General features: G+C 55.9%; 12 protein-coding genes and 1 pseudogene. 12 read left to right on the top strand and 1 reads right to left on the bottom strand.

The features are described from left to right. Nucleotides 1–2 precede the first annotated feature (2 nt). From AB4Y40_RS40735 to AB4Y40_RS40680, 12 genes are all read left to right on the top strand, one after another. The gene (locus tag AB4Y40_RS40735; protein ID WP_368692673.1) at nt 3–791 is read left to right on the top strand and encodes an ABC transporter permease; all 789 of its coding nucleotides are present in this window, start codon (nt 3–5) and stop codon (nt 789–791) included. 95 nt (nt 792–886) lie between these two features. After that, a complete protein-coding gene (locus tag AB4Y40_RS40730) occupies nt 887–1,621 on the top strand; it encodes a sulfotransferase (RefSeq protein WP_368692672.1) in 735 nt (244 codons plus the stop codon). Nucleotides 1,622–1,848: 227 nt separating this feature from the next. Continuing rightward, complete coding sequence (locus AB4Y40_RS40725) at nt 1,849–2,439, top strand: NodA family N-acyltransferase (protein WP_368692671.1); 591 nt, start codon at nt 1,849–1,851, stop codon at nt 2,437–2,439. Between the two features lie 86 nt (nt 2,440–2,525). Then, entirely contained in the window at nt 2,526–3,155 is a 630-nt protein-coding gene (gene nodS / locus AB4Y40_RS40720; RefSeq protein WP_368692670.1) for a nodulation methyltransferase NodS, read from the top strand. A gap of 1 nt (nt 3,156) precedes the next feature. After that, nucleotides 3,157–4,887, top strand: a complete 1,731-nt coding sequence (gene nodU, locus AB4Y40_RS40715; protein WP_368692669.1) for a nodulation protein NodU — start codon at nt 3,157–3,159, stop codon at nt 4,885–4,887. Between the two features lie 76 nt (nt 4,888–4,963). Beyond that, the gene (cysC, locus tag AB4Y40_RS40710) at nt 4,964–5,581 is read left to right on the top strand and encodes an adenylyl-sulfate kinase (protein ID WP_368692668.1); all 618 of its coding nucleotides are present in this window, start codon (nt 4,964–4,966) and stop codon (nt 5,579–5,581) included. A gap of 101 nt (nt 5,582–5,682) precedes the next feature. After that, complete coding sequence (locus tag AB4Y40_RS40705) at nt 5,683–7,275, top strand: efflux transporter outer membrane subunit (RefSeq protein ID WP_368692667.1); 1,593 nt, start codon at nt 5,683–5,685, stop codon at nt 7,273–7,275. Between the two features lie 94 nt (nt 7,276–7,369). Further along, nucleotides 7,370–8,521, top strand: a complete 1,152-nt coding sequence (locus tag AB4Y40_RS40700; RefSeq protein ID WP_368692666.1) for an efflux RND transporter periplasmic adaptor subunit — start codon at nt 7,370–7,372, stop codon at nt 8,519–8,521. A gap of 11 nt (nt 8,522–8,532) precedes the next feature. Continuing rightward, nucleotides 8,533–11,577 carry an efflux RND transporter permease subunit gene (locus AB4Y40_RS40695; protein ID WP_368692665.1) on the top strand — a complete coding sequence of 1,015 codons (3,045 nt, stop codon included), beginning with the start codon at nt 8,533–8,535 and terminating at the stop codon, nt 11,575–11,577. Nucleotides 11,578–12,240: 663 nt separating this feature from the next. Then, a complete protein-coding gene (locus AB4Y40_RS40690; RefSeq protein ID WP_368692664.1) occupies nt 12,241–13,929 on the top strand; it encodes an NAD(P)/FAD-dependent oxidoreductase in 1,689 nt (562 codons plus the stop codon). Nucleotides 13,930–13,964: 35 nt separating this feature from the next. After that, entirely contained in the window at nt 13,965–15,305 is a 1,341-nt protein-coding gene (locus tag AB4Y40_RS40685; protein ID WP_368692663.1) for an amidase family protein, read from the top strand. A gap of 71 nt (nt 15,306–15,376) precedes the next feature. Beyond that, on the top strand, nt 15,377–16,732 hold the full coding sequence (locus tag AB4Y40_RS40680) for a carboxyl transferase domain-containing protein (protein ID WP_368692662.1): 1,356 nt from the start codon (nt 15,377–15,379) through the stop codon (nt 16,730–16,732). A gap of 583 nt (nt 16,733–17,315) precedes the next feature. Here the strand turns inward: AB4Y40_RS40680 and AB4Y40_RS40675 are convergent. Next, nucleotides 17,316–17,439 (bottom strand): annotated as a pseudogene (locus AB4Y40_RS40675) (IS630 family transposase); the annotation flags it as partial.

The following is a 17,439-nucleotide window of genomic DNA, read 5'->3' as shown; positions in this document are numbered from 1 at the left end:
TAATGCGCGAAGTGTTTATGATTGCCCTACCCGGCAACGCCTGGAATTGGCGCACAGTATGGCGGCGCAATTATCTAGCGTGGAGAAAAGCGGCACTGATCTCCGTTCTCGGCAACCTTGCGGACCCGATGATGTACCTTTTCGGTCTCGGCTTCGGTGTCGGAATAATGATAGGCCACATCGACGGCGCTCCTTACATTGCGTTCCTGGCGGCTGGAATGGTTGCGACAAGCGCCATGACCTCAGCGACTTTTGAAACGATTTACGCTGCCTTCGCTCGCATGCAAGTTCAGCGCATGTGGGAAGCCGTGCTCTGCACCCAACTGACCATTGGCGATGTCATTATTGGCGAATTGGCATGGGCCGCTACAAAAGCCCTTCTCGCAGGCTCCGCCGTTATGGTGGTTGCGGCGATGCTCGGTTACGCGGCGTTTTCGAGCATCGTATTTGTTATGCCTGTCGTTCTTCTAACTGGCCTCGCTTTCGCGAGCGTGGCAATGGTACTCGTCGCGATCGCGCCGAGTTATGACTATTTCGTTTTCTACCAGACGCTTGTGCTTACGCCCATGTTGTTCCTGAGTGGTGTCGTCTTCCCTGTGCACCAACTGCCCGGGGCGCTTCAATACCTTGCACAGTTCCTGCCGCTTTCCCACTCCGTTGAATTGATCCGTCCGGCGATGCTTGCACGTCCGGTCGGCGGCATGGGGCTGCATCTGGGCGTGCTTTGTGTCTACACAATACTTCCATTCTTCTTGTCTGCGACACTGGTCCGCCGCCGCCTGATGTCTTGACGCTGACGGTGTTGCGACTCAGCAGCAGCCTTGTGATAAGCGCCGGACTGGGGCTACCTCCAAACCACCGCTTTCAACCTACTGAAATGCACGCCATGACCCACTTCATGCCGAAAACGCAGCCATTCGTGATTCTCGGGATGCCCAGAAGCGGCACTCACTATCTGGAAGAGCTGCTGAATGCTCATCCGAACGTCTTGAGCAATGGCGAGTTACTCAACATCCACGACGCCAATTGGCCTGACACCAACCGGCTCAAGTGCAGCAATCGGGAACTTCTCGAACTCGCTTATCTTCGCTATCCGGTCCAAAATGGCAAGGCGTACGCTACGCATATCGGTTGCAAGATCAATGAGCCGCAATTTATGGAACGCCCCGGATTCTTTGAGGAATTAGCACGGTGGCCATGCCTGAAGGCGATTTTTTTAGTCCGCAGGAATACGCTGGAATCGCTGCGATCCCTGGTGCAAGCGAGAGAAAGTGGTGAATGGCTGAAGTACGGTTCGGATAATTGGTCAGCTCCGCCTCCTCAGGTCGCATTGACTATTGAACTATGCGAAGCCTACTTCAAAGCCGCAGACGATTTTCATCGTCAAGTCGTCGACTCTTTCGCGCCAGAGAATCTGCTTACAATGGGCTATGAAAACCTCCTCAATGACCCCGCCGCATGCATGGAGGCGGTGCAGACGTTCCTTGGAACTTCCTTTCATCCTTGCTCCCACGGGACGACTCTTCAACGGCAGGAAGTACGGCCTCTGGAGCAAACCGTACTCAACTTCGACGAGTTGAAAAGTCACTTCAGTGGCGGGCAGTATGAGAGATTTTTTTGAAACAGCAACAGCAAGAGATGGACTTTCTCGTGATCGCATGGTTCATGTTCGCCCACGTTCATTTCCCTAGAAGTAGCACCAAATCGATCCTTCAAACCATTCTTCTATCTAAAGATTCATTTTACGATCTTTGCGTTTCCTACTGGCGCCGAATGCGATGCTTCCGCCTTCTGGGCAATCGCACGCCACGGGTTGCGCGTAATCGCAACTGAACAAGGTAACTTTCCATGTCCTCAAAGGTGCAGTGGAAACTGTGCTGGGAGAATGAGCTCCAGCTTTCCGATCATCTCGAATTGGCCCAGTTTTTCCGGACAACTTATGGTCCAACCGGACCGTTCAACGCAAAGCCGTTCGACGGCGGTCGAAGTTGGGCCGGGGCGAGGCCCGAACTCCGCGCCATTGCCTACGATTCGCAAGGTGTGGCGGCGCACATGGGTTCGTTACGCCGCTTCATCAAGATTGGCGCAACCGACGTGCTAGTGGCGGAACTGGGTCTGTATGGAGTGCGGCCAGACCTAGAGGGGCTCGGAATCAGCCAATCTATTCGTGCGATGTACCCTGTATTGCACGAGCTTCGTGTGCCATTCGCATTCGGCACCGTCCGCCATGCTTTGAAGACCCACTTCACCAGGTTATGTCGACATGGAATGGGAACAGTCATCTCGGGGGTTCGCGTCCGCTCAACGCTTCCCAACGTTCACCTCGATTTGCCGGCAACACGTGTTGAAGAAGTACTGGCGGTGATTTTGCCGATTGATAGGGCGATGAGTGAGTGGCCGCACGGGACTGAAATCGAACGCAATGGCCCTGAGCTGTGACTCGCCTGCATCTGAACCGGACATGCGGTCAGCGGCTCGATCTGTCCTGCAACGAGATTTGAACGCACACGCTCAGGTAAACTAAATTGAAAAACGTAACGCATTTTGACTTGTTGCGTAGGGAGTTGGACGCGGACGATCCGTGGCGACTGGACAGTAATCCGTTCGAGCGTGAGCGTCATATGCACATGCTTCGGTTAGCGCTCTCTAAAGGCCCCGTTGCCCATGCTCTCGAGGTCGGATGTGCGGGGGGCGCATTCACAGAAAAATTGGCACCTTACTGTGAGCGGCTCACCGTGATGGATGTGATGCCGCAAGCGCTTGCGAGGACACGCAAGCGGCTAAATTACCCGCCAAACGTGAACTGGATCGTTGCAGACGTCCAGCACTTTTCCTGCGCAGAGCGGTTCGAACTGATCGTAGTCGCGGAGGTTTTCTACTATCTCGCCGACATCGCTGAAGTGCGGGATGCTATCCACAAACTGGCATGCGTACTCGCGCCTGACGGCCAGTTGATATTCGGTTCAGCACGTGACGCCAATTGTCAACGCTGGGGACATATTGCTGGTGCTGAAACGGTGCTGAAGATGCTAAGCGAACGGTTCACCGAGATTGAGCGAGTCGAGTGCGTCGGCCAGTCGTCCAATGAGGATTGCCTGCTCGCATGCTTCCAGAACGCGGTGCATTTTTCCCATCAATCAGATTTCCCTTGCTAGGGTGAAAAATACCATGCGCATCTGTGGCCTCAAGCTGACACACGACGGAGCAATCGCCGTTGTCGAAGATGGAAAGCTCCTTTTTTGCATCGAACAGGAGAAGCGGGACAACAATCCGAGATATCACGATATACGGAACCTCGATGCAATTGAAACCGCACTAGCCGAGCACGGTCTACGGACTGACGACATCGACGAATTTGTGATCGACGGCTGGGACGGCGAAGTGACGTCGCAGTTTCAGATGCTGAGCGGCCCCAGCCCAATCGTCCTCGAGGGTGCCCTCTATACGGAAAGAGAAAACGGCGAACTTCTGGCTTCGGTCGACGGCACTGGGCTGCTGATCGGTGGCAAGTCATATCGGTACAGGAGCTACCCTCACGTGTCCGGCCATGTCGCCGCCGCATATTGCACGAGTCCGTTCGCACAACTTGGGCAACCTGCGTTATGCCTAGTGTGGGATGGCGGCATGGTGCCACGGTTGTACCATGTAGGACGCGACGACGTGCGGCTCATTGGCCAGTTATTCCCCATCATCGGTCAAATGTATGCGGCGGCCGGACATCATTTCGGGCCGTATGCAAAGGGGGCGGGTGCGGAGTGGGACCTGGGAGTGGCCGGAAAGCTAATGGCATACATCGCCCTTGGGTCAGTCGACGAAGAAATCGTTGATATATTTCACCATCTTTACCTGGAACGCTTTGCAGGCGACACAGAACTTGCGCGAAACTATCGCCAGAATCTCCATCTTCCGAGTACATCGCTCGCAGCGATACGCGATTTCTTCCACGCATGCGCGCCGGAGCTGCAGGCTAAACCTGCCGAAGACGTACTCGCCTCTTTCCATACTTTCCTCGAGCGCCTACTCGTCCGCGAAATGGAAAAGGCTCTGCGGCGCCATTGTATTCCTGGGCCGCGCAACCTATGCATATCCGGCGGATGTGGACTCAATATCAAATGGAACAGTGCATTACGCGCAAGTGGCTTGTTCGACGCTACCTGGATTCCGCCCTTTCCGAACGACAGCGGTTCGGCGATCGGCACCGCATGCTGCGCAATAGCCGCGAACGAGGGCTTCATGCCGTTAGAGTGGTCGGTATATAGCGGCCCCGCAATGAAAACGGGCACCCGAGTGCCCGGCTGGTCTGCGTCGCCTTGTTCCCTAGCTGAACTTGCACATATTCTCGCCAAAAATAGACCCGTCGTTTTTCTTGCCGGACGCGCCGAGCTGGGCCCACGAGCACTTGGGGCGAGAAGTATTCTCGCCGCTGCGACTTCGCCGAGCATGAAGGCTCTTCTCAACGATGTCAAGCATCGGGAATATTTCCGTCCTGTGGCACCCATATGTCTTGAAGACCGGGCGCCTGCTGTATTTCTCCCCGGCACTCCAGACCCCTACATGCTGTTCGATCATCAAACACGCGACGAATGGCGGGACAGGATACCTGCCGTCGTGCATCTCGACGGTTCTGCGCGATTGCAGACCATTGCAAGGTCATCCGAACACCCTGTTGCGCAACTGCTAATCGAATACGAGAAGCTCACAGGCCTTCCCTTGCTGTGCAACACCAGCGCCAACCACCTGGGACGAGGCTTTTTTCCCGATGTTGCGTCGGCGTGTGAATGGGGACGTGTCGAACACGTTTGGTGCAATGGTCTTCTATTTACCAAGACATGCCGAAACGAGATTTCGGCGTCAGTCGATGAGCCGGTATCGTTTGGGCTCGCATGAATTTGAGCTGCACCGTAATGCCGCAACAAGTGAGCGCTAGCTCATACCCCGACCGGACCGATCTAAGTAGGCAAGTATGGCGAATGAGCCTTCCACTTTAGAGTTGTATGCGCACGGCTTCCGGGTTCCCCCGGAAGCAAGAGCACGCTTGCTTCGGCAAACGCCGGCCATTCTCTGGTTTACCGGCCTATCAGCTGCGGGAAAGTCGGCTATCGCTGACACCGTGGAGGCGCGTCTCCATACAGCTGGCCGACTCACCTACATTCTTGACGGCGACTCCGTCAGGCTCGGTCTATGCAAAGACCTTGGCTTTACCGATGCAGACCGTCACGAGAACGTACGGCGCGTCGCGGAGGTCGCAAAATTAATGGCCGACGCCGGCATCGTTGTTTTGGTGTGCCTCATCTCGCCGTTCCGCCGCGATAGGGAACTCGCCCGCTCTACGGCGGGCCGCCGTAATTTCGCCGAAATCCATGTCCACGCGAGTTTAGCCGCGGCGGAGGCCCGTGACCCTAAAGGGTTGTATCGGCTGGCAAGGCGCGGCGCAATCCAGCGCTTCACCGGCATCGACTCCCCGTATGAGGAGCCGACGGATCCGGACGTCTTCATTGACACATGTTGCAAGTCCATCGACGAAGGTGCCGATATGGTCCTGAATTGGCTCCACAGTTCTGACCGTTGCCATCATTCGTGATTGCATACACGCTTCGCGGCAACACCGTTGAAACTGGGGGAGTTCTGCATCCGACAATTGAGAACACTCATCGCTCGCAAGCCAGGTAGATAGATAGATAGATGAATGACGAGGTCCATTGCAGCTCCGGTCGTGCACGTTTGCATCCGCAATCGTGCGCGGTGGCTTTTCACTGCACAACAGGCCGGGTTGTCACGCGTGCCGCAGTAGTCGCTGCAGTGTTTCCACTGCTCGGCTCGCTGGCCGACTGCACGGTCGGCCCAGAATACCACACGCCAGCGCCACCCGCGATTCAGCATTACACAGCAACGCCTCTACCTGATCGCACGGCTTCGTCGCAGGGCGAAGCGGGTCTCGAGCAGCGGTTTGCGGCCGGCGGCGACCTGCCCGCTCAGTGGTGGACGCTTTATCGCTGCGAGCCGCTCAACACGCTGATAAGCGAAGCACTTAAAAATAGCCCAACGATCGCAGCAGCCAGTGCCGCGCTACGCCAGGCCGCCGAGAATCTGAGCGCACAAGCAGGCAGCGCACTCTACCCCTCTGTCGATATCAAGCTCAACGCGATACGTGAGAAGCTGAACGGCGCGACGTTGGGGCAGCCCAACGTCAACAAAATACTGACTCTATACAACACATCAGTAAGTGTTTCATATGATCTGGATCTGTTTGGTGGAGTTCGGCGCGAGCTCGAATCGCTGGGCGCGCAGGTCGATTTTGAGCGCTTTCAGCTGCAAGGCGCCTACCTAGCACTGTCGGCAAACATCGTCACGACTGCCGTCAAGGAAGCGTCGCTGCGTGAGCAGATCAGCGCGACCGAGAACATCGTAGCCGACGAGGAGACGCAGCTTGGCGTTTTGCGCAAGCAATTCGAGTTCGGCGGCGTGGACCGGATTGCCGTGCTCTCGGAAGAGACGTTAGTCGCGCAAACACGGGCGACGCTACCGCTGCTGCGGCAGTCGCTCGATCGGACTCGGCACCAGCTTGCCGTGCTTTCGGGCAGATTACCGAGCGAGACAGGTGTGTCCGAATTCACGATGTCGATGTTCACGCTACCGCAAACCTTGCCGGTCAGTCTGCCTTCCTCGCTGGTCAGGCAGCGGCCGGATATTTTGGCCGCTGATGCCGTGCTGCACCAGGCGAGCGCCGAGGTCGGTGTCGCCACGGCAAACCTCTATCCACAACTTATGCTCTCCGCGAATTACGGCCCGCAGTCTTTAACGCCCGCTGGCATGCTGAAGTATGCCGACATGATCTGGAACATCGGCGCGGGACTCACCCAACCAATATTCCATGGTGGGCAGTTGACCGCAAAAAAAAGGGCGGCGCAAGCCGCCTTTGACGAGGCCAACGCGCGATATCGGGAAGTCGTGCTGCTCGCGTTCGAAGATGTGGCGGACACGTTGCGCGCACTCGATCACGACGCGGCTGCTCTTGCCGCCCAAACCGACGCCTGGCGCTCGGCTAGCAGTTCACTGGATGTGGCGCGCGGACAGTTTCGAGTCGGCGGAGTCAGCTATCTGTCGCTGCTCGACGCACAGCGCCAATATCAGCAGGCCGTCGTGAATCTCGCGCAGGCGCAAGCAGCTCGCTATGCAGATACAGCTGCTTTATTCCAGGCACTGGGTGGCGGTTGGTGGAATGACACGGCGTATGACGAGAAGGGGCATGCCAACGCCGGCCCCCGCTCCCAGTGATTGCTCATGACGATTGCTACGCGCCGCATACGTTTCACGGGTAACGCGCCAAAGACGCTTGTGCGTCGTGAGTTTGCCGTGCAAGGACACTACGATGACGATGAAAAGACCAACAGGAAAACGGATGACCATCATGCTGATCTGCGTGGGCAGTCTGCTCGGCACGCTCATCGGCTTCAATCTTTACAAAGCGCATATGATTAAAAAGTTCATGATGCGCGATGGCATGGCCGCCGCCACGGTCACGTCAGCTGTGGTCAGCTATCAGACTTGGCAGCCACAGCTTTCCGCCACGGGCAGCCTGCGCGCGGTGCACGGCGTCGACGTGACGACAGAAGTCTCAGGCCTCGTGCGCGAGCTCAAATTCAGTTCCGGTGAGGAGGTGAAAGCCGGACAGGTTCTCCTGCGCCTCAACGACGACTCTGATCGCGCACAGCTCGCATCGCTACAAGCTGCCGCGGACCTTTCGCAAACGGTTTACACGCGCGACAAGGCACAGTATGACATTCAGGCCATCTCAAAAGCCCAGTTGGATGCCGACACAGCCGAACTGAAGAGCAAACGGGCGCAAGTCGAACAGCAAGCTGCCCTCGTCGCCAAGAAAACCATTCGCGCACCTTTCGCAGGACGCGTGGGGATCACCACCGTTAATCCCGGCCAGTACATCAACCCGGGGGACGCAATTGTTACCCTGCAAGTCGTCGATCCCATTTACGTCGACTTTCACCTACCCCAGGAGCAACTGGGACAACTCGAGGCCGGACAGCACGTCGCCGTAAATACAAGCACATTTGCGAACCTTAGCTTCAGTGGCCAAGTCCGCGCGATAAATCCGCGCGTGGACAACGCGACCCGCAACGTTCAGATCGAAGCGGTGCTGGACAACCACGAGCGCAAGCTGTTGCCCGGCATGTACGCGAACGTGAAGATCGATGTGAGTAGCGAGCAGCGCTATCTGACCTTGCCTCAAACCGCGATCGCGCACAATGCGTACGGTGCAACGGTATTCGTCATTAGACCGAGCGAGCACAAAAACGCGCACGGTAAAACGATGCCGGTGGCGCAACAGGTATTCGTGACGCCGGGACCCACGCGCGGCGATCAGGTGGCGATCCTGAGGGGTCTCGACGAAGGCGCGCAGGTCGTCACGAGCGGTCAGCTCAAGCTACAGAACGGCACACCGCTCATCATCAATAATCGTGTGCTGCCTGCGGACAATCCTGCTCCGACGCCTCAGGAGCAGTGAAAGGCCTCCCGATGAAATTCACCGACATTTTTCTCAACCGACCGGTCCTCGCGTCAGTACTGAGCGTGCTGATCCTCGTACTGGGCTTGCGTTCGCTCTCCACGCTGAAGGTCAGTGAATATCCTCAGACCCAGACGGGCGTAGTCACGCTTACCACTTCCTATTACGGTGCGAGCGCCGACACAATGGCTGGGTTTATCACGCAGCCGCTGGAAGCCGCCATCGCCCAGGTGCAGGGCATTGACTACATGTCGTCGAAAAGCAGCACGGGCGTGTCGACGATCAACGCGACACTACGCATGAATTATGATCCGAACCGCGCACTCACCGAGATCAATACACAGATAGCGTCAGTGCGTAACCAGTTGCCGCGCGAGGCCCAGCAGCCGGTGCTGACGATGCAGGTGGGTCAGACCACTGACGCGATGTATATGGGCTTCTACAGCGACGTGCTGCCGCCCAACAGTGTCACCGACTATCTGCTGCGCGTCGTGAAGCCGAAGCTCGACTCCATTCAGGGCGTGCAGACCGCGGAAGTACTGGGCGGTCGCCAGTTCGCATTGCGCGCATGGCTCGATTCAACCAAGCTCGCAGCACATAATGTCACTGCTTCCGATGTCTACACAGCACTCGGCAACAATAACTACCTCGCGACACTCGGCACAACAAAAGGTCAGATGACCAGCGTCAGTCTAAACGCGCGTACCGACGTCCATTCGGTGGAGGACTTTCAGAAACTGGCTGTCAAACAAAAGAACGGAGTGATAGTGCGTCTCGAGGACGTTGCCAATGTCGTGCTAGGCGCGGACAATTACGATTCCAGCGTGGCATTTGGCGGCAAGCGTTCTGTGTTTATCGGAATTAAGGTAGCGCCTGACGCAAACGTGCTCGATGTGGCCAGACGCGTTAAAGCCGTGTTTCCCGATCTGCAGAAGCAGTTCCCGACGGGGATGGCTGGTGACATCGTCTACGACGCGACAGACTTCATCAACAGCGCGATTGATGAAGTAGTGAAGACGCTCGTCGAGGCGTTGCTGATTGTCACGGCCGTTATCTTCCTCTTCTTCGGTCGCTTGCGCGCCGTCATCGTACCCGTGATCGCGATGCCGCTTTCGCTGATTGGTACGTTCTTCATGATGCAGTTGCTCGGTTACTCGATCAATCTGTTGACGTTACTCGCGATGGTGCTCGCGATTGGGCTGGTGGTCGACGATGCGATCATCGTCGTCGAGAACGTCGACCGCCACATGAATGAAGGCAAGTCTCCCATGGAAGCCGCGCTAACCGCCGCGCGCGAGCTTGGCGGCCCGATTCTGGCCATGACCGCCGTGCTGATCGCCGCATATCTGCCTATCGGCTTTCAGGGCGGCCTGACAGGCACCCTTTTCACTGAATTTGCGTTCACCCTTGCGAGCGCCGTCGCGGTGTCAGGCGTGATTGCGCTAACCCTGTCGCCGATGATGTGCTCGCGCATTTTCCAGAACGTGCACGAGTCCGGGCGTTTCGCCGTTTTCGTCAATCGACAGCTGGATCGTGTGCATACCGGCTATGCGCGGCTCTTGCACGCGGCCCTCGACACATCTTCCGTGTTCGTCGTCATGGGAGTTATGCTGCTTTGCGGAACCGTGTATCTCTTTTCAACATCTCAGGCAGAGCTTGCGCCGCAGGAGGACCAAGGCATCGTCCTATCGCTGATCCAGGGCCCGCCGAATGCCACAGTCCAGCAAATGCAGACATACGCCGATCAGATATTAGAAATGTCGAAGCGCTTGCCCGAGTATGCCCAGATGTTTCAGCTAACTGGCCTGCCAACGTTGAATCAGGGCTTCGGCGGCGTGCTCTTCAAGACTTGGGACAAGCGGAAAAGAGGCGCAACCGATCTACAACAGGAGCTCCAGCAGAGGTGGAATGGCATTGCTGGTGCTCGTGTCGCCGCGTTCCAGTTCCCGCCTTTGCCGGGCGCACAGGGTTTCCCCGTGCAATTCGTGATCAGCACGACAGAGCCCTTCGAGAATCTCGACGAGGTGGCGAAAGACGTACTCCAGAAAGCGCGTGCAAGTGGCATGTTTCTCTTTGTCGATAGCGATCTAAGGATCGACAAGCCAGAAACGGTCGTCATAGTTGACCGCGACAAGATCGCGTCACTCGGCCTCACGCAAAGCGATGTAGGACAGGCGCTAGGCGCTGCACTCGGCGGTAACTACGCAAACTACTTCTCGATCGCTGGCCGCTCATACAAGGTGATTCCGCAAGTCCAGCAAATAGATCGACTGAATCCGTCACAGGTACTCGACTATTACTTGCGGACGCCGGACGGCAGCATGATTCCGGCGTCGACGGTTGCGCACCTGAAGCAAGCGGTCGTCCCCGAATCGATCAATCGGTTCCAGCAACTCAATGCGGCAACGATCTCCGCTGTGATCTCACCTAGCGTCTCCCAGGGCGAAGTTCTCGACTTCCTTCGTAAGTCCACGACCGACGCAGCTCCGGCAGGTTACAACACCGACTACGCAGGGCTATCGCGCCAGTTCATGCAAGAGTCCGGTAACTTCCTGGTCACGCTCATGTTCGCGACGATTATCGTGTTCCTTGCGCTTTCAGCGCAATTCGAAAGCTTCCGCGATGCCCTGGTCATTTTGGTGTCCGTCCCGATGGCGCTCTTCGGTGCTCTCGTCTTCATCAATGCCGGCTTTTCGACGCTCAACATCTATACGCAGGTTGGACTTGTCACGCTCATGGGGCTCGTCAGCAAACATGCGATTCTTGTCGTGCAGTTCGCAAACCAGCTTCAGCGCGTGGGCCGCGGCAAGCGAGAAGCCTTGGAGGAAGCGGCAGGTGCACGCTTACGCCCGATCCTCATGACGACGGTCGCCATGGTGCTCGGCGTACTGCCCTTAGTCGTCGCCTCGGGCGCGGGCGCAGCAGGCCGCAACGCAATGGGCCTAGTGATCTTCACCGGACTATCGATCGGCACTGCGTTCACACTGTTCGTCGTACCGGCAATGTATATGTTGCTGGGTGCAAATCATCAAGGGACGCCAAAAGACCAGTCATGACCTGGTTGTCCATCTGTGCAGTAGCGATGTCTTCGTCTATTCAAAATACGCACTCCCCGGCACCCGTGCGTCAGCATGATTGCCGCGTGAGGACAAGCGATGCGCTGCTTGGCTTTGGATTTCGTCGAGCACGCCTAACCCACCCTTCTGCGGTTACGGAAGCCAACGCTGGAAGGCCCACCGGTCGTGCTCGTCGAGCGCTATTGAGCTCACAGGCAATGAGATGGACAAGAGAACAATGAAGCGTCACACGCTTGCAATGGCACATGGATCAAGGTGCTGGGGTCGTGACCCGACGCAAACGCACGAGCGCGACGAGGTTTCTGACCCGATGCAAAGTCCATCGTTGTCAGCGCGCCTAAGGTTGACCCAGAGCACATTGTCGGATCTCAGGTATAGCATCTCCATTTTCACACTATCGACACAACGATCCATAGCACGCGTCAGATTGCTATAGACATCAATTTTACTTGTTTGATTTCGCCACGGCGGATTGCTATCGTCGATTGCATAGATATCCCAGTGCGTCATTTTTCTACTGATGTAGCAAAACGTTATCAGCATCGATATATGGATCTCGACCTGTTCTATCGAGATTCGTGCGTCACTTCCCCGCCATCATCGACTTTCGCCTCGATGCATTGCCATTACAGGAGAGAATCCATGAAAAACTGCGTTTTGCCTTCTAAAGGCCTATCGCCGACCGTCGATTTGCTGTATGACTATGCTCCGTTTTTGGAGCGGGGCGCATCTGCAGGGGCAATCGGGACGCTTTCCTCGAATATCGAAAGTCCACGCGTTGCTATCGTGGGGGCAGGCATCAGCGGCCTTCTTGCTGCTAGCGAACTAATGCGAGCAGGTATAGGCGACGTCACTGTGTTTGAAGCTCGCGATCGGATTGGCGGCAGGTTGTGGTCACAGGCGTTTGACTCGGAGCACCCACATCTCATCGCCGAAATGGGCGCAATGCGGTTTCCTCCAAGTTCGACCGGTCTTTTTCATTACCTTGACCGGTACGATATTCCCACCACAGCATCGTTCCCCGACCCTGGAGTCGTTAATACGGAGCTGCATTATCGGGGCGTTCGCCATATTTGGCCGGCCGGAGATCCGCCGCCGCCTCTATTCAGGCGTGTACACGAAGGCTGGAGAGCCCTTCTGCGGGATGGATGCGTGATCAACGGCATATCTCTCGTCGCGCCGGCCGAAATTACGGCGATGTTGAAAGCACAGCGTTTTAGAGAGGCACGCGCCGCGTGGCAAAGATGGCTGGATTTATTTCGCGACAGTTCGTTCTATGCCGCCATGATCACCATTTTCACGGGTCCTTGCCCACCTGGAGGTACTGCGTGGGAAAGACCATACGACTTCGAATTGTTTGGATCTCTTGGGATTGGCTCGGGTGGTTTTCTTCCTGTCTTTCAGGCCGGATTCACCGAGATTCTGCGTCTCGTCATTAACGGTTACATGGACGATCAACGCCTCGTCTCGTGTGGAATTTCAACGTTGTCTGAACGCATTGCAGGCGAGAATATTTGTGGAAGCACGGTCGCCGAACGGGTTCGCTTTAGCGGCGTCGGTCGCATCTACAAGGAAGGTGCAGAGATCAAGCTCATGACCGACGAAGAAGAAATTGCGACGTTTGACCGGTTGATCGTCACCAGCAACAACAGGGCGATGCAGATGGTTCATGGCTTGACAGATGACGAAACCTTTCTCAGCCGCGACGTATCAAGAGCGGTCAGAGAAACCCATCTGACCGGATCGTCAAAGCTCTTCATGCTCACCCGAGACAAGTTCTGGATAAACAAGAAACTTCCCGTCACCATCCAGTCTGACAGCTTCGCACGAGGCGTATACTGCCTTGACTACGAACCTCACAACCCAGATGGCCGGGGTGTGGTTTTGCTCAGCTATACTTGGGAGGACGACGCTCATAAGTTGTTGAGTGTTTCAGACAAAAGAGAGCGGTGCGAGTGCTTAGTCGACGACCTGTCTACCTTCCATCCAGAACTTGCGCGTCACCTAATCCCTGCAGATGAGGACTATGAACACTGCGTCCTCCACCATGACTGGCTAACCGATCCTCATTCGTGCGGCGCCTTCAAGCTCAACTACCCAGGTGAGGATGTCTATTCGCAGCGTCTGTTTTTTCAATTCCAGACGGCAAACGATCCAGCAAGCGATACAGGGCTCTACCTGGCAGGATGCGGCTGTTCTTTCACCGGTGGGTGGATTGAGGGAGCCGTGCAGACAGCGATCAACAGCGCATGCGCCGTTATACGTAGCGTCGGCGGAGATCTTTTACCTGGCAACCCTCTTGACGAAATACGCAGTGCCTACTGCTACTAAAATCGCGCGCTCAGACCTCCCACCTGCAAAAATTTATGTATTTTCAAAACACTCTTGAATCGCTTTGCGACCTCGTAAGGTCGGGAGCAGTTATAGCGGAAGAAATCCGGGACCACGCACTGAACGCTGACGCTCGCCAGACGCATCTAAACTGTTTCATACGTGCTCGCAGCCCGGAGGCGCACTTTGCGAGAGCGAATGACACTCTGAGAGGTGCGCCACTCTACGGCATTCCTTTTTCTACAAAAGACAATATCTGCGTCAAGGGACTCCCTGTAACCGCCGGGACACCGGGCATGGAAGATTGTATAGCCACTCGCGACGCACTTTTGGTCAGAAAACTCAAATCTCTCGGCGCCGTCGTCGCCGGCAAGAACAACATGCATGAACTGAGCTTTGGAATCACGTCCGTCAATCCTCATTGGGGAACCGTGGGTAATCCGGTGGCTCCGGGCCATTTGTCCGGCGGAAGCAGCGGTGGCTGCGCCGCAGCTGTGGCAGCCGGTATTGTCCCGATGGCGATCGGAACCGACACTGGTGGCTCGGTGAGGATACCCGCGGCCTTTTGCGGCATAGCGGGTTTCAGACCAACAAGTGGCCGGTGGTCTTCAACCGGAATCATTCCGGTTTCACGCACGAAGGACTCACCGGGCCTCCTGACGCGGACAGCGAAAGACGCTTTGTTTCTGTATGACTTGCTGAGTTCCGATAGACAAATCCCGTCAAAACAAACAGATACTCGCTGCCGAATCGGTCTTCCAAACTCCATGTGGAACGACGTGGATGATGACGTTCTGGATCACTGCTGGCGGGCGATCAGGCGTCTCACTCGCGCAGGATTTCAGTGCGTCGACCTCGATGACGCAGTTGTTTCCGAATTAAGTAAGTTCGGCACTTTTACCATTCCGGTTTACGAATTTTTTACGGACTTTCCACGCGCACTGCTCTCGCTTGGATGGGGAAGCAGGGTTAATGCTGTGTTCGAGAACATCCATGACAAGCGCGTAAGGAGCATCATTCATCAACAACTTGACGGAAATCTGATCTCCGCAAAAGACTATTCCGCCGCAGTGCAGAACGTTAGCGCCTTGCGGCTGCAAATGAATGCGCTGCTCAACGCTCGAGGGATCGATTTTCTCGCTTATCCCACTGTCCCGCTCACCATTCCTCACGTTAGCGATGCGGAGCGTCCAGGACTGTTCGCCGACGTGATTCGGAACACCGACCTCGCCAGCAATGTCGCAATGCCCTCCATTACCTTGCCTGTAGCGCCGAACGATGCATTACCCGTGGGATTGAGCCTTGATGCCGCACGCGGCCAAGACCGCCGGCTCCTCCTGATGGCAGCCGCTGCGGAAGAGATTCTTGCTTCGTAGCGTACGCGACTTTCCGCCGCGCTGGCGCTGGACTTCCAAACGATCACACACCGCTCCGAGGTAAACACTTCATGCAGATTTCGTTGCAAAGAATAAGCATGCTTTTTGACGCGGGTAGCTTTGTGGACCATGATCCAAAAGCGGAATCCCACTTCCTCTGCGGCGAGGGACTGATCAATTCGGTCAAGTCGTTTCTGGTCATGAATCGTGGTCAAGACTGTATGTTCAAGGCAACCGGACAATGGCGCACCGCCGAGCAAATCATAAGCACAGTGACTCAGGCCCGGGACCAGCGGGCTCCGTTGATCTACATACAGGATCATCCGGGAGAGGTGGGCAGTTTCGATACAACGAAGGTAATTTCATCGGATATGTCGAGATTGCTTTTGTCTCCAATAGGTATGGGCAGGGTCAGCGCGTCGCTCGCAGAGTTAGCAGAGACCAATCTGCTGATCTCAGCAATACTTGGACCGACGTCAGGCCCATTGGCTCTTCCGATCATGCTCGCCGATCTGGTGTTGATGACTAGCAAAGGGGCCCTATGTATGGGCCGTCCGGATATGGTGAAGGCGATGCTGGCTGAGCAGTCGGATCTGTATTCGCTTGGCGGAACAGACGTTCACTGCAGGGGCTCAGGGTCAGTTCATCTCGCGTTCGAAGATGAACGCCGTCTATTCGAATGCGTAAGAGATTTTCTGCGCTGCCTCGTCAAAGACAAGGCGCCGGCCATGCTCGAATATCAGGAACCCGATGCAGTCGATTTTGAAAATCTGATTCCACCCGATCACCGCACACCCTACGACATGCATCATTTGCTGCTCTCTTTTGTCGACAAAGGCAGCTTCACTGAGACAAACGCCGAATACGCACAAGAAGCATTGACAGGCTATGCGCGCGTCAAGGGACATTTCGCGGCGATCGTGGCAAACAACCCGCGATTCAGTAGCGGCGCCATCCACCGAAAATCCGCGGCCAAGATGGCAAAAATGATAAACATTGCTGCAAAAACCAGCATGCCAATCATCTTCCTTGCCGACATTCCCGGGTTCATGATAGGCAGGGAAGCTGAAAATAGCGGCATATTTTTGGCAGCGGCGGAGTTGTTCAGAGCACATGTCAGATGCCACGTGCCTAAGCTACTGCTCGTCGTCCGAAAAGCCTACACCGGCGGTGTGTATGCGATGAGCGGTCCCGGATTCGATCCAATAGCCGTGCTGGCGTATCCGCAGGCACACATCGGCGTTTTTAGTCCAGAGACAATGAGCAAAGTGATATCTGGCGCTGACGGCGCTACTAGAGACACGATGCGGAAGCTATCGGACGAGATCCAGAATCCCAATCTGTTGAAGGCTAATGGCCTGATTACAGACGTAATAGAGATTGAAGAAACTAGACAACAGGTTGTCAGATATCTGTTCCCGACGTGACGCAGTCTCTTCCTCACGGAAGATTTTAGCGTACGACCGCGCGCAATGGCGCCTCGAAGAGGACCGTTTTGCACCATCAAAAGCCCTCAGCCTTCTGAAGGTTTCAGCAAAATCGAGGCTCTGTCGATGCGCAATCAGCGATACGTGATCGTTTACCCGTGCAGAGAACTAGACTGCGGCCGCAGAATTTGGAAGAAGGTCTCAGAAACTCAGGTGCCCACGTCAAGTTTCGCGCCTGCGCCTTACTGCCCTCGCGACGTTCCACGTACGTTGCCATGTTCAAGTTCGTGCATCATATCGGTAATTTGCGTATGCCCCTGTTTCACCCGATCGCCTGTCGGGGACAACGTTGCGAAGACCGTCGCGCGTGCCAGCGAATTTGCTATCAGCCGCTGATCGTCGGCGTTATCGGTGCAGCACCGGGACTTCGGCCATTACCGCCCCGAGTACACCACTTTGCTGGACCATACAGGACGCCTTCAACAAGCGACCGTCGGTTATTCCGCACTTGGCCATCCGCTCAATTATGATGTGGGGCGGGAAAATCAAATCGTTGAATGCTAGCTGTCATTTCTCGCGTCTCCTAGTCCGTTGAACCAGATGAATTGCACCGGATTCTCCGCGATGGATCGGAGTACTTCCATTTCAATGGGAGTGCCTGCTTATTGTATTGACGTATGTACCGCATGAGCTTTTTGTCGAGATCC

The sequence above is a fragment of the Paraburkholderia sp. EG287B genome, assembly GCF_040965595.1.
Classification (GTDB): Bacteria; Pseudomonadota; Gammaproteobacteria; order Burkholderiales; family Burkholderiaceae; genus Paraburkholderia.
This window is presented reverse-complemented; position numbering and strand designations above follow the sequence as displayed.

Coding starts and splice junctions, on each gene's coding strand:
- AB4Y40_RS40680 (WP_368692662.1), top strand. CDS start 15,377: ATGCAGATTTCGTTGCAAAGAATAAGCATGCTTTTTGACGCGGGTAGC.
- AB4Y40_RS40725 (WP_368692671.1), top strand. CDS start 1,849: ATGTCCTCAAAGGTGCAGTGGAAACTGTGCTGGGAGAATGAGCTCCAG.
- AB4Y40_RS40700 (WP_368692666.1), top strand. CDS start 7,370: ATGACGATGAAAAGACCAACAGGAAAACGGATGACCATCATGCTGATC.
- AB4Y40_RS40695 (WP_368692665.1), top strand. CDS start 8,533: ATGAAATTCACCGACATTTTTCTCAACCGACCGGTCCTCGCGTCAGTA.
- AB4Y40_RS40705 (WP_368692667.1), top strand. CDS start 5,683: ATGAATGACGAGGTCCATTGCAGCTCCGGTCGTGCACGTTTGCATCCG.
- AB4Y40_RS40690 (WP_368692664.1), top strand. CDS start 12,241: ATGAAAAACTGCGTTTTGCCTTCTAAAGGCCTATCGCCGACCGTCGAT.
- AB4Y40_RS40730 (WP_368692672.1), top strand. CDS start 887: ATGACCCACTTCATGCCGAAAACGCAGCCATTCGTGATTCTCGGGATG.
- AB4Y40_RS40685 (WP_368692663.1), top strand. CDS start 13,965: ATGTATTTTCAAAACACTCTTGAATCGCTTTGCGACCTCGTAAGGTCG.
- cysC (WP_368692668.1), top strand. CDS start 4,964: ATGGCGAATGAGCCTTCCACTTTAGAGTTGTATGCGCACGGCTTCCGG.
- AB4Y40_RS40735 (WP_368692673.1), top strand. CDS start 3: ATGCGCGAAGTGTTTATGATTGCCCTACCCGGCAACGCCTGGAATTGG.